This window comes from Salinibacterium sp. TMP30, assembly GCF_038397785.1.
GTDB lineage: Bacteria > Actinomycetota > Actinomycetes > Actinomycetales > Microbacteriaceae > Rhodoglobus.
In genome coordinates this window covers 1,311,053-1,323,916 of the sequence record NZ_CP151642.1, presented here as the reverse complement: position 1 = coordinate 1,323,916, position 12,864 = coordinate 1,311,053, and the positions used below count along the sequence as shown (strand labels likewise).

Below are 12,864 nucleotides of genomic sequence, written 5' to 3'. Positions count from 1 at the left end.
ACGTGCCGCTAGCGCAAATGGCCGGCCTGCTCCATTTGCCGTAACTCCTTCTTGAGGTCTTGAACCTCGTCGCGCAGTCTCGCTGCGAGTTCGAACTTCAATTCGGATGCTGCCTGCAGCATTTGCTCGTTGAGGTCCGAAATGATCTGCTCAAGATCGTTTCCGCCGGTGGCCGCTATGCCTTCGTGCGAAAGATTCGGTGTGGGAGCACGCTTCTTGCCTCCTCTGTTGCGGCTGGAGAGCAGTTCAGCCGTATCAGCGCCCTCACGGAGCAATGCGTCGGTTATATCGGCGATCTTTTTACGAAGTGGCTGAGGGTCAATGCCGTGCTCGGTGTTGTAGGCGACCTGCTTCTCGCGGCGCCGATCAGTCTCATCGATCGCGAACTGCATGGAGCGAGTGACGACATCCGCATACATGTGAACTTCGCCGGAGACATTTCGGGCGGCACGACCGATGGTCTGAATGAGCGAGGTCGACGAACGCAAAAAGCCTTCTTTGTCGGCATCGAGAATGGCGACAAGCGAGACTTCGGGAAGGTCGAGACCCTCGCGGAGCAGGTTGATACCAACGAGAACGTCGTACACACCCTGACGAAGTTCAGTGAGAAGTTCGACCCGACGCAGAGTGTCGACGTCGGCATGAAGGTAGCGGACTCGTACACCGTGCTCTGAGAGGAACTCGGTAAGCTCCTCGGCCATCTTCTTCGTCAGCGTTGTCACCAGAATGCGTTCGTTTTTCTCCACGCGCATCGTGATCTGCTCAAGGAGATCGTCTATTTGTCCCTTCGATGGCTTGACCACGATCTGTGGGTCGATCAAACCAGTGGGGCGGATGACCTGCTCAACAATTGAGTCGGTAATGCCGAGCTCGTACTTTCCGGGCGTAGCCGAAAGGTAGATTTTTTGCCCAACACGGTCTAAAAACTCTTCCCACTTGAGGGGACGATTATCGAGTGCGCTCGGCAGTCGGAATCCGTGCTCGACGAGCGTGCGCTTTCGCGATGCGTCGCCCTCATACATCGCTCCAATTTGTGGCACGGTGACGTGCGACTCATCGATGACGACGAGAAAATCCTCCGGGAAGTAGTCGAGCAAACAGCTTGGCGGCTCCCCAGGCTGGCGACCATCCATGTGGAGTGAATAGTTCTCGATGCCGTTGCAAAAACCAATCTGCTCCATCATCTCGATGTCAAAGGTTGTGCGCATCCGCAGCCGCTGCGCTTCAAGGAGCTTTCCCTGACGTTCAAGCACGCCAAGACGTTCAGCAAGCTCTTCTTGGATAGAGACGATCGCACGCTTGATCGTTTCCGGGCTCGCTGAGTAGTGAGTGCCGGGGAATACGGAGACCGCATCCATCTTCTTGACGATTTCGCCGGTGAGCGGATGCAGTGAATATAGTGCCTCAATCTCGTCACCGAACATTTCGATACGGATGGCAAGCTCTTCGTAAACAGGGATGATCTCGATCGTGTCGCCACGCACACGGAAGTTTCCGCGCGAGAAGTCGTAGTCATTTCGTTGGTATTGCATGCCGACAAACTTGCGGATAAGTGTTTCACGATCGATACGCATTCCTACTTGGAGCGCGATCATGGCCTCTAAGTAAGACTCTGCGGCACCTAATCCGTAAATGCTCGACACAGTGGAAACAACGACAGTGTCACGGCGGCTCAGTAGAGAGTTGGTCGTGGAGTGGCGGAGACGTTCGACCTCGGCGTTGACCGAAGAATCCTTTTCGATGAACGTATCCGTCTGAGGAATGTAGGCCTCAGGCTGATAGTAATCGTAGTAGGAGACAAAGTACTCGACCGCGTTGTTTGGCATGAGGTCACGGAACTCATTTGCCAGTTGCGCTGCAAGAGTTTTGTTGTGCGACATGATGAGCGTGGGACGCTGCACTTGCTCAATCAGCCAGGCTGTCGTCGCGGACTTTCCCGTTCCGGTAGCACCCAGCAGAACAACATCGGTCTCGCCCGCATTGATGCGCTGGGCGAGTTGCTTGATCGCCTCCGGCTGATCTCCAGAAGGCGAGTACTCACTGATCACCTCAAACGGACGCACTGAGCGAGTTGGTTGCATTACTCAAGTCTAAACACGCGCACTGACAACTTGATTAGAGCCGACAGCGCAACCGCTCCGAGAGTGATGACCAGACCGCATCCGCTCGATTCTGTGTATCGGCAAGTGAGCCACTCGCATCAATAACAAAGTCAGCAACCGCCCGACGCTCGTCCGACGAAGCTTGCGATAACACGCGACCCTTCGCTTCGTCCCTCGCCATCCCCCGGTGATCAATCAGCCGTTGTACGCGAACCTCAGGCTCTGCCTCCACGGTGATAACTGCCTCGAATCGATCCAACGATTGGGCAGATTCAACCAGCAAGGGGATGTCGTAGACGACAATCGCCTCCGCGTCATTGCGCTCAGCCTCGTCGAAACGACGCTGTGCGAGTCGGCTGATAGCGGGATGGGTAATCCCGTTAAGCGCTTGCCGAGCTTGGGCATCGCCAAAAATCATCGCACCGAGGGCTGCTCTGTTCAGGGAACCATCGGGAGAAAGCATCTCGGGCCCGAAACGGATCGCGATCGCGTTGAGCACCGGAGAACCGGGCTCGACAACTTCACGAGCCAAAGCATCCGCATCGACAACAACTGCCCCGTGTTCCTGCCAACGACGCGCAACCGTCGATTTACCTGACGCGATACCGCCGGTGAGCGCTATTAAGTGCATCCTCTAATGCTAGCCTCAGCGTGTTGAAAGGAACTCCGGATGCTTGAGGTGCTTACCGGTAGTGGCCTGGCTGTCGCGGCCGGGCTCAATGCCTACATTCCGCTGTTGATTTTGGGGCTCGCTGGGCGAGTCTTCACCTTCGTAGAGCTGCCAGCCGCGTGGGTTTGGCTCGAGAACCCATGGGTGCTCGGGGTACTTGGCTTGCTCCTCATCGTCGAAATTGTCGCAGACAAGGTCCCGGTGGTGGATTCCATCAACGACTGGATCCAGAGTGTCGTGCGGCCCGCAGCGGGAGGTATCGCATTCGGTACCGGTGCTGCGTCAGAGACTGCAGTAGTGACCGATCCCGCCGCTTTCTTCACCTCAAACGCGTGGGTTCCTGTTGCTATCGGCGTCGTTCTCGCCTTTGCTACCCACACCGCCAAAATGCTTGCCCGTCCTGCACTCAACGCTGCAACTGCAGGTATGGCAGCTCCTGTAGTGAGTGCCGCCGAAGACGTCAGCAGTGTGCTGTTGAGCTTCATGGCGCTGCTCGTGCCGGTGGTTGGATTCATCGTGCTTATCGGTTTAGTCGCCCTCGTCGTGCTGCGCATTCGGCGCTCTCGGCGTGCACGACTTGCGCGACAGTAGCGTCCCTCAGCGTCTACAGCCCCGTGCCTGTCACCGGAAAATGTGCTTCGACAGGTGCTCGCGCTCTGCACACCGTGTTCGATCGCTGCACGGGAACAACAACTACCGTTAACTGACTGTGGCCAGCCTCCCGGAGGAGACTGGCCACAAACGTTCAACTAGGAACTAGTTGTTGCCCGAAAGCTTCTCGCGAAGTGCGGCGAGAGTCTCGTCGTCTGCAAGCGTTCCCGAGCCAGCACTCGATGCAGCGTCGTCGTTCGAGAACGAGGATGCTCCGGCGGGTGCACTGCTGATCGACTCTTCCTGAATCGCTGCAGCGGTAACCTGCTTCTTGTGCAGTTCCCAACGCGCCTGGGCGGCAGCGTAGTCCTGCTCCCACTTCTCGCGCTGTGACTCGAAGCCCTCTTTCCATTCGTTGGTTTCAGGGTCGAATCCATCGGGGTACTTGTAGTTGCCCTGGTCGTCGTACTCGGTGAGCATTCCGTAGAGCGCCGGGTCGAACTCGGTGCCTTCGGGGTCTACGCCCTCGTTAGCCTGCTTGAGGCTCAGCGAGATGCGACGACGCTCGAGATCGATGTCGATGACCTTGACGAATACCTCGTCGCCAACCGAAACAACCTGTTCTGCGAGCTCAACGTGCTTGCCCGACAGTTCAGAGATGTGCACGAGACCCTCGATGCCGTCTGCGACGCGAACGAACGCACCGAACGGAACGAGCTTGGTGACCTTACCGGGCGCAACCTGTCCGATTGCGTGGGTGCGGGCGAATACCTGCCATGGGTCTTCCTGAGTTGCCTTGAGTGACAGCGACACACGCTCGCGCTCGAGGTCAACCTCAAGAATCTCAACGGTGACTTCTTGGCCAACTTCAACGACTTCTGAAGCGTGCTCGATGTGCTTCCACGAGAGCTCAGAAACGTGAACGAGGCCGTCGACGCCGCCGAGGTCAACGAACGCACCGAAGTTAACGATAGAGGAAACGACGCCCTTGCGAACCTGACCCTTGGCCAAGTTGTTGAGGAACGAGGTGCGGCTAGCCGACTGGGTCTCTTCAAGAAGGGCGCGACGCGACAGAACAACGTTGTTACGGTTCTTGTCGAGTTCGAGGATCTTGGCTTCGATCTCTTGGCCGAGGTACGGCGTGAGGTCACGAACGCGACGCAGCTCGATGAGCGATGCGGGGAGGAATCCACGAAGTCCGATGTCAACGATGAGTCCACCCTTGACAACTTCGATGACTGAACCGGTGACAACGCCATCCGATTCCTTGATCAGTTCGACGTCGCCCCAGGCACGCTCGTACTGTGCGCGCTTCTTGGACAGGATGAGGCGGCCTTCTTTGTCTTCCTTCTGAAGTACAAGTGCCTCAACGGTGTCGCCAACGTTAACAACCTCAGTGGGGTCAACGTCGTGCTTGATGGAAAGCTCACGGGAGGGGATTACGCCCTCGGTCTTGTAACCAACGTCGAGGAGAACCTCGTCACGATCGATTTTTACGACGGTACCTTCGATAAGGTCACCATCGTTGAAGAACTTCAGCGTCTTTTCGACCGCGGCGAGAAAATCTTCAGCAGATCCAATGTCATTGATGGCGACCTGCTTGGGTGCCTTGTCGGTCGTTGCGATTGTCATGTAGTAGTAGCTCCGGTATGGGTTGCACTTCAAGAAGCGCATAATTGGGCCGACGGCGTATTGTTGATTTGTGATCGCCGAAGGCAGGCGAATAAGAAGTCGCATTAGCGACACTCCAGCCTAGCGCCTCATGTGCGGGAAAACCAACCCGTGATGAGCGGTGTTTCCACCGTTAGACCGCGAAGTTGCTGGCCACACGTGCGAGAAGAGTCGCCGTTAATGTTAGCCGTGCCCGTACGGAGCCAAGAGGGCGGTTCGCAGGGTATCGAGTCCTACTCCCCCAACGTTCAGTGCGCGATGATGGAATGCCCGCAGATCGAAAGCCGCACCCTCGCGAGCCTTACATTCATCTCGCAGCTCTTCCCAAATACGCTGCCCGACTTTGTACGATGGCGCTTGTCCTGGCCACCCAAAGTAGCGGTTGACTTCGAATCGAACGTTCGCAGGATCGAGGGTGACGTTGCTCGTCATGAAGTCAAGCGCGTAATCCCAGTCCCAGACACCCGTGCCGTCAAGCTTGGGCTTGCCCAAATGCACTCCGATATCGAGCACAACGCGCGCAGCACGCATCCGTTGGCCGTCAAGCATGCCAAAACGGTCGGCCGGGTCATCGAGAAAACCCAGTTCGCTCATGAACCGTTCCGCATATAGCGCCCAGCCCTCGGCGTGACCAGACGAACCAGCCAACTGCCGACGGTACCTGTTGAGTTGATCGCGGTTGTATACCGCCTGCGCGATCTGCAGGTGATGACCAGGCACACCCTCGTGATACACCGTCGTGGCTTCACGCCAGGTCGTGAATTCAGTTACCGACTCGGGCACCGACCACCACATACGTCCTGGGCGCGAGAAGTCGTCACTCGGCCCCGTGTAGTAGATGATGCCGTCGTGTGTCGGAGCGATCATGCATTCAAGTGCACGCATCGGTTCTGCGATATCAAAGTGGGTGCCCGCCAGTGCCGTGATTGCGTCGTCGCTGAGCTTCTGCATCCATTCGCGCAGGGCTTCGGTGCCGTGTAATGTTCGCGCCGGATCTGAGTCGAGATGCTCGATTGCTTCGGCAACCGTCGCCCCCGGCTTGATCTCGCGAGCAATGGCTTCTTGCTCCCGGGTCATCCGGGCTAGTTCCTCGATGCCCCACTCGTAGGTCTCATCAAGATCGATCTTCGCGCCGAGAAAACTCTGGGATTGGAGCGCATAAAGGTCACGGCCAACTGCATCTTCCGTCGTTGCCCTCGGTGCAAGCTCTGTTCGCAAGAATTCTTCTAGTTTCTGGAAACTCGTGGCCGCCACAGCAGCCCCGTGATTGAGAGCACTCTCAAGCGCGGAGTCGTCACTGGCGAGAGTCAGCGCTCCCACAATAAAATCATCAAAGAAGCCTCCGGATGCCGAAATCTGCTTCGCCTGAGCGATAACCTCGGCAACCTGACGCTGAGCCGGCACGACGGCCTGATCGATCCCCTCACGAAGCGTAGCGATGTACCCATCGATGGCCGCCGGAATGTTGTGCAACCGATCAGCGATTACCGACCAGTCGTCACCCGACGCAGTGGGCATGAGGTCTAGCACGCCGCGAATGTCTTGAGGGGGGCTTGCCAAGTTGTTGAGATCGCGCATCCACAAGCCGGCAGTGTTGGACTCAAGGTTAAGCCGCAAGGTCGAAACCATCTCTGTCTTCGTGACGAGATCAACGTCGTCGGCAACTCTTGCAGCCTCTAAACGCGCCAGCACATCACGAGTGGCAGCTATCATGCGAGCGTGGCCGTCAGGAGAATAATCGGCATAGCCCGAGTGATCCCCTGGCAAACCAATCCACGTGGCAATGGCGGGATTAAGCTCCGCAAGCGTTTCTACCCAATCCTCGGCAATCTCGTCGATCGGAGTGGCCTCGCGTGTGCTGTTGGATTCAGTACTTTCGGCTTGCGGCTTCGAATCTGACATCGTCGTCTGACTCTCTCTGTGTCGAGTGGTCTCGCTAGTTGACGCGTTAGTTGTCTAGTTCGCTGGCAAGCAATTCAGCAAGTGAATCGAGCGCAGTATCCGCATCATCGTCGTCGGATGTGAGCGTCACAGTGTCACCGAATTCAATCCCCATCGAGAGCACACTCAGGATGCTCGCCGCATTGACAGTCTTGTCTGAAGAGTCAGTGAGCATCACCGTCACCCCACAAGTGCCGACTGCCTGGGCAAATATGGACGCAGGTCGAGCATGCAGCCCGACTTTCGATCCGATCGTTACGGTTCTGCTCGTCATGTCGACTCCTTCGCGGCGGTTATGGCCCTCTGTGGTGATCGTTGGGCCTAGTGGGCTGCGGAATCCCAGTTGTGCCCGGTTCCTATTTGAACGTCCAAGGGAACGGAAAGCGTCGCCGCTCCTGACATCCGCTCATGAACAATAGTAGTCATTCGCTCGAGTTCTCCCCCAGCGATTTCGAAGACGAGTTCGTCATGAACCTGGAGCAGCATCCGCGATTTAAGGCCCTCTGAATGAATATCTGCGTCTATCTGCAACATTGCGATTTTGAGGATGTCTGCTGCCGAACCCTGAATGGGAGAGTTTAACGCCTGGCGTTCAGCATTATCTCGCAATACGCGGTTCTTCGAATTGAGATCGCCAAACGGGCGGCGTCGGCCGAAGATAGTGGTCGTGTAGCCATCAACTCGTGCCTGCTCAACAACGTTGCGCAGATACTCGCGAACAGCACCGAATCGAGCAAAATAGTCGGTCATCAACGCCTTCGCTTCGCTGGTTTCGATGCGGAGTTGCTTGCTGAGTCCAAAGGCGCTGAGCCCATAGGCCAGCCCGTAGGACATCGCCTTAACCTTCGTGCGCATTTCGGAAGTGACATCGGCAGGTTCGACGCCGAAGATGCGGGAACCGACAAACCGATGCAGGTCTTCCCCCTCATTGAATGCCTGGATGAGACCCTCGTCTCCCGACAAATGAGCCATGATTCGCATCTCGATTTGCGAATAGTCGGCAGTTAACAGCGTCTCAAATCCTGCACCCGCCTCAAACGCAGAACGGATCTGGCGCCCCGTGGCCGTCTTGACCGGCACATTCTGGAGGTTGGGATCATTCGATGCGATGCGTCCGGTGCTCGATCCTGCTTGCTCGTAGGTAGTGTGCACGCGGCCGGATTCATCGATCGCCTTCTCGATGCCGGTGATGATCTGAACGAGCTTGGTGGCATCCCTGTGCTTGAGCAGCAGATCAAGGAATGGATGTGGTGCCTGTTCTTGCAAGTCAGTCAGGCTGGCAGCATCCGTTGAATATCCGGTCTTGTTCGAACGGGTTTTGGGCATCTCCAGTTGCGTAAACAGCACATCTTGTAACTGCTTGGGGCTGCCCAAATTAATTTCGCGCCCGATTACCTCAAACGCGTTGCGTGCGACTTCGGCCGCCGTTTCTGACAATGAAGTGCTGAGATCGTGAAGCAATTGCCGATTCACGGCGATGCCTGTGCGCTCCATCTGAGCAAATACCGGAACGAGCGGCATCTCAATGTCAGTCAGCACACCGAGCGAGCCTTCATCGAGCCGCCCAGCAAGATATTCAGCGACGCGCACTACATACCAAGACATGGTTGCCGGACTCAACGCCTCTGTTTCTGGCACCAGTTGATTGGGGTCACTCTGCTCAATCGTTTCGCCGAGGTAGTTGTAGACCTGAGCTTCTAGCTCCTCGGGCTTGCCGCTGGGCTTGAGCACCCACGCTGCGAGCATCGTGTCGAACGCAACTCCTGCGATGGTGAGACCATTTGCTGAAGCGAGCTTGAGTTGGGCTTTGGCCGAGTGCATGAACTTCGGTGCATCGCTGCCCAACCACTCGGTGAGCGCAACGTAATCGAGCCGTTCGGCAGCCCACGGCACGAAGGCAGTTTCGGATGGTGTCGCTAACCCAAGCCCTGTCACGGTGCCATCGACGATTGCGAGCGTAAGTCCAAGCGGCTTCGTGCCGTGAACGCTGTTTGTATCGATCCACTTGGCGAGCTCTTCATCCACCATGGTGCGCACTACCGGAACAGAGGCAGCAGTATCGACGGGAGCGGAAGTGGTTGGCTCGTCGCCGCGCTCAGCCGCCGCGATTTTAAGAACACGCTGAAGGAGAGTCTTGAACTGCAAACGATCAAAGACTTCCTGAACGGCAGCCTCATTAATCGGACGGCGGTCAAGATCGCCGACAGAGACAGGAAGCTCAACGTTGGTGAGCAAGTGGTTGAGCTTGCGATTGCGCACAGCCCGATCCATTTGGTCGCGCAAATTTTGACCGACAACGCCCTTGATCTCATCGGCATGAGCAAGCACTTCGTCAAGTGACCCGTAGAGATTGACCCACTTGACCGCGGTCTTCTCGCCCACTTTGTCGACGCCGATGAGGTTGTCACTTGTCTCACCAACCAGAGCAGCAACATCCGGATACTGGTGGGGTTCCACGCCATAGCGTTCAAAGACTGCGTCGCGGTCGTAGCGCTTCAACTCGGAAACGCCGCGAGCATTGGGATACAGCAGCATCACATCGTCGTTGACCATCTGGATGGCGTCACGGTCACCAGAAACAACGAGGACCCGGTAGCCGTTCGTTGCGCCCTCATGCGCCAGGGTCGCGAGGATGTCGTCGGCTTCGTAGTCTTCCTTGCTCAGCGTCTGCACGCCCATCGCTGTGAGAGCTTCTTCGAGCAGAGGTATCTGACCGACAAATTCTGGAGGCGTCTCGCCACGAGTCCCCTTGTATTCCGGATACTCCCTCGTGCGGAATGAATACCGAGAAATATCGAAGGCGACCGCTAAATGCGTGGGTTTCTCATTCTGAAGTAGCGAAATGAGCATCGACAGGAAGCCGTGGATGGCATTGGTGTGTTGCCCCTCGCGGTTCTGAAAACTATCGACCGGAAGCGCATAAAACGCTCGGAAGGCCAACGAGTGGCCGTCGATGATCATGAGGGTAGGCTTTTGATTATCCGACACGCAGCCAGCCTAGCCGGGGCTGCTGACAGCCGGAACGACTTAGCGTGAAGGGCACCTCTGTGAAGTATCCCGAAGACCTCGATCCTGAACTCGTGGCACGTCTCATTGAGTCAGGAGGAGGTGCGCTGACCCGCAAGATGGGTATCAAATTCTTGGAACTCAGCGCAGATCGCTCGGTTGCCACAATGCCTGTTGAGGGCAATACCCAAGTAATCGGCATCTTGCACGGGGGCGCGCATGTCGTTCTCGGTGAATCACTGGGATCAATCTCTTCAGCTATTCATGCTGGTCCCGGAAGAGTCGCCATGGGTATCGAAGTGAATGCGACTCACACCCGCGCAACGCGCTCGGGAATCGTCACCGCTACGTGCACCGCCATCGCGCTGAGCCGAACTTTGGCAACTCACGAGATTGTGATCCGGGACGAGCAAGACCGTCGACTATCAACGGTTCGCATTACGAACATCCTCAAAGATCGCCACACCGCGTAGCAAGGCACGGGGCTTCACAGCGCGGCGTCGTAGGGCGACGCCGGCGAAGGTCAGTGCTCTACTTCTTGGCGCTCAGCTGGTCGATGATCGCCTGGGACACGTCGTGCATCGTCAGCCGACGATCCATGGATGCCTTCTGAATCCAACGGAAAGCATCGGGCTCGCTGAGGCCCATCTTCTCGTTCAGTAGACCCTTAGCGCGATCAACAAGCTTGCGGGTCTCAAAACGCTCGACCAGATCGCTGACTTCGGCTTCGAGAGTAATGATCTGTGCATATCGGCTCAGCGCAATCTCGATCGCGGGGAGCAAGTCGCTTGGCGTGAATGGCTTAACGACATACGCTAAAGCTCCCGCCTCAGAGGCCCGCTCTACGAGTTCCTTCTGGCTAAATGCGGTGAGAAGAACCACAGGCGCGATGTGGTTGGCGCTCAGTCGCTCAGCGGCCGAGATGCCATCAAGCTGAGGCATCTTGACATCCATGATGACCAAGTCGGGGCGCAGTTCAGTCGCTAGGGCGACAGCCGTTTCGCCATCACCAGCTTCACCGACAACCTCAAAGCCAGCATCACGGAGGATCTCTACGATGTCCATGCGGATGAGCGACTCATCTTCGGCAACGACGACGCGGCGAGGAGCAGTTTGATTGGTGTTTTGGTCAGTCACGCCAGCAAGCCTACGGTATTCTATTCATCGTTGTAGTCAGCCGGATTGGCGGAATGGTAGACGCGGAGCACTCAAAATGCTTTGTTCGAAAGGACGTGTGGGTTCGAGTCCCACATCCGGCACAACCTGATGATCCTGAACTGATGGGCGGTATCGCCCCAATCTCTTCACAGATTAGCGACTATGTCGGCGCTAACCGTGAGGTTCAGCGCCGACATAGTCTCACTAATTAGCTCGCTAGAGGCTAATTAGTAGCCCACACGGGAGCCTTCGCGTTAATTGCATCTCCGATGATGTGCACTCGCAAGTCATTCGTCGATCCGGAAATTCCCGGAGGGGAACCGGAAATTACGACGACCTTGTCGCCGATTTCCGCCAGCTTCTGATCAAGCAACACTTCGTCAACCTGTCGATACATCTCATCGGTATGAGTAACGCGATCAACGATGAAAGTTTCGATCCCCCAGATCAGTGCCATCCGGCGTTGAATCTCTGGGCTAGGGGTGAACGCTTTCATCGGAATGCGGAACCGCAGTCGCGACATCCGGCGCGCTGAATCACCCGATTCGGTAAACACGCACACATATTTGGCTTCAACAAACGCCGCAACTTCGGCCGCGGCGAGAGTGATCGCCCCACCCTGAGTCCTTGGCTTCGTTCCCAGCTCAGCAATACGGTCCAGACCGTGTTCCTCAGTGGAAGCCACAATCTTCGCCATCGTCTGAACCGTGATCACGGGATACTCCCCCACGCTCGTTTCACCACTGAGCATGACGGCGTCAGCGCCATCCAAAATCGCGTTGGCGACGTCGGAGGTCTCAGCGCGCGTGGGCACAGGGCTGGAAATCATCGACTCAAGCATCTGTGTCGCAACAATAACGGGCTTCGCCATGCGACGAGCCAACTCAACAGTGCGCTTCTGAACGATCGGGACGGCCTCGAGCGGTAATTCAACACCGAGGTCACCGCGCGCAACCATGATCGAGTCGAAGGCGTCAATGATCGCTTCGAGATGGTCAACGGCCTGTGGCTTCTCAATCTTGGCGATGACAGGAACTCGGCGACCCTCCTCATCCATGATCTCGTGCACCCGCACGATGTCGTCGGCGTTTCGCACGAACGACAGAGCGATGAGGTCGGCACCAAGCTTCAGACCCCAACGGAGGTCGTCCTCATCCTTCTCAGAGAGTGCTGGAACGTTCACGGCAACACCCGGCAGGTTGATGCCCTTGTTGTTCGAGACGGCGCCGGCAACAACCACCTCAGTGGTGACCGCCGTGTCGGTCGAGCTGACCACCTTGACTTTCACCTTGCCATCGTCGATCAGCAAGAAATCACCAGGAGCAACATCATGAGGGAGACCCTTGAAGGTCGTTCCGCAGATTTCGCGATTGCCCACGATGTCGTCGGTCGTAATCGTGAAAATGTCGCCAACAGCGAGTTCATAGGGGCCGTCCTCGAACTTGCCGAGACGAATCTTGGGGCCTTGGAGGTCGACCATTACTGCGACGGCACGGCCAGCATCCTCTGCGGCGCGACGCACGTTTGCGTACACCTCTTCGTGAACCGCATAGGTTCCATGGCTGAGGTTCATGCGAGCAACATCGACACCTGCATCGACGATTGCCCTGATGTTCTCGTAGCTCGATGTAGCCGGGCCGAGTGTCGCGACGATTTTTGCGCGTCTCATAACTTCCTTTGACGATTTAGTGGTGGTGGTGGTGGTGGTGGTGGTGGTGGTGGTGG

The 12,864-nt window shown here is 56.8% G+C and carries 10 protein-coding genes and 1 tRNA gene; 3 read left to right on the top strand and 8 right to left on the bottom strand.

Annotation, left to right across the window (positions count from 1 at the left end; genetic code table 11):
* Positions 1–8: 8 nt before the first annotated feature.
* Together uvrB and coaE are read right to left on the bottom strand one after the other, a co-directional pair.
* Entirely contained in the window at positions 9–2,081 is a 2,073-nt protein-coding gene (uvrB, locus tag AADH44_RS06435) for an excinuclease ABC subunit UvrB (protein WP_341954859.1), read from the bottom strand.
* 34 nt (positions 2,082–2,115) lie between these two features.
* Entirely contained in the window at positions 2,116–2,733 is a 618-nt protein-coding gene (coaE, locus tag AADH44_RS06430; protein ID WP_341954857.1) for a dephospho-CoA kinase, read from the bottom strand.
* Between the two features lie 39 nt (positions 2,734–2,772).
* On the opposite strand from coaE, the gene AADH44_RS06425 reads away from it, so the two are divergent.
* Positions 2,773–3,363, top strand: coding sequence for a DUF4126 domain-containing protein (locus AADH44_RS06425; RefSeq protein ID WP_341954856.1), 591 nt, complete (start codon positions 2,773–2,775; stop codon positions 3,361–3,363).
* 165 nt (positions 3,364–3,528) lie between these two features.
* Here the strand turns inward: AADH44_RS06425 and rpsA are convergent, their stop codons facing one another.
* From rpsA to polA, 4 genes are all read right to left on the bottom strand, one after another.
* Positions 3,529–4,995 (bottom strand): 30S ribosomal protein S1, encoded by a 1,467-nt coding sequence (gene rpsA / locus AADH44_RS06420; RefSeq protein ID WP_341954854.1) that lies wholly within the window; start codon positions 4,993–4,995, stop codon positions 3,529–3,531.
* A gap of 222 nt (positions 4,996–5,217) precedes the next feature.
* Positions 5,218–6,936 (bottom strand): DUF885 domain-containing protein, encoded by a 1,719-nt coding sequence (locus tag AADH44_RS06415; RefSeq protein WP_341954852.1) that lies wholly within the window; start codon positions 6,934–6,936, stop codon positions 5,218–5,220.
* 46 nt (positions 6,937–6,982) lie between these two features.
* On the bottom strand, positions 6,983–7,249 hold the full coding sequence (locus tag AADH44_RS06410; protein ID WP_341954851.1) for an HPr family phosphocarrier protein: 267 nt from the start codon (positions 7,247–7,249) through the stop codon (positions 6,983–6,985).
* A 47-nt stretch (positions 7,250–7,296) separates the two neighbouring features.
* The gene (gene polA / locus AADH44_RS06405) at positions 7,297–9,963 is read right to left on the bottom strand and encodes a DNA polymerase I (protein WP_341954849.1); all 2,667 of its coding nucleotides are present in this window, start codon (positions 9,961–9,963) and stop codon (positions 7,297–7,299) included.
* A gap of 59 nt (positions 9,964–10,022) precedes the next feature.
* On the opposite strand from polA, the gene AADH44_RS06400 reads away from it, so the two are divergent.
* Positions 10,023–10,454, top strand: a complete 432-nt coding sequence (locus tag AADH44_RS06400; protein WP_341954934.1) for a hotdog fold thioesterase — start codon at positions 10,023–10,025, stop codon at positions 10,452–10,454.
* Between the two features lie 58 nt (positions 10,455–10,512).
* On the opposite strand, the gene AADH44_RS06395 is transcribed toward AADH44_RS06400, so the two are convergent.
* On the bottom strand, positions 10,513–11,118 hold the full coding sequence (locus AADH44_RS06395; protein WP_341954847.1) for a response regulator: 606 nt from the start codon (positions 11,116–11,118) through the stop codon (positions 10,513–10,515).
* A 39-nt stretch (positions 11,119–11,157) separates the two neighbouring features.
* On the opposite strand from AADH44_RS06395, the gene AADH44_RS06390 reads away from it, so the two are divergent.
* Positions 11,158–11,240, top strand: a tRNA-Leu gene (locus tag AADH44_RS06390).
* 122 nt (positions 11,241–11,362) lie between these two features.
* Here AADH44_RS06390 and pyk read toward each other — a convergent pair.
* Complete coding sequence (gene pyk, locus AADH44_RS06385; protein ID WP_341954845.1) at positions 11,363–12,808, bottom strand: pyruvate kinase; 1,446 nt, start codon at positions 12,806–12,808, stop codon at positions 11,363–11,365.
* Between the last annotated feature and the right edge of the window lie 56 nt (positions 12,809–12,864).

Excerpts from the sequence above, each read along its gene's own strand:
- AADH44_RS06410 (WP_341954851.1), bottom strand. The coding sequence starts at position 7,249 with ATGACGAGCAGAACCGTAACGATCGGATCGAAAGTCGGGCTGCATGCT.
- uvrB (WP_341954859.1), bottom strand. The coding sequence starts at position 2,081 with ATGCAACCAACTCGCTCAGTGCGTCCGTTTGAGGTGATCAGTGAGTAC.
- coaE (WP_341954857.1), bottom strand. The coding sequence starts at position 2,733 with ATGCACTTAATAGCGCTCACCGGCGGTATCGCGTCAGGTAAATCGACG.
- AADH44_RS06415 (WP_341954852.1), bottom strand. The coding sequence starts at position 6,936 with ATGTCAGATTCGAAGCCGCAAGCCGAAAGTACTGAATCCAACAGCACA.
- rpsA (WP_341954854.1), bottom strand. The coding sequence starts at position 4,995 with ATGACAATCGCAACGACCGACAAGGCACCCAAGCAGGTCGCCATCAAT.
- AADH44_RS06425 (WP_341954856.1), top strand. The coding sequence starts at position 2,773 with ATGCTTGAGGTGCTTACCGGTAGTGGCCTGGCTGTCGCGGCCGGGCTC.
- pyk (WP_341954845.1), bottom strand. The coding sequence starts at position 12,808 with ATGAGACGCGCAAAAATCGTCGCGACACTCGGCCCGGCTACATCGAGC.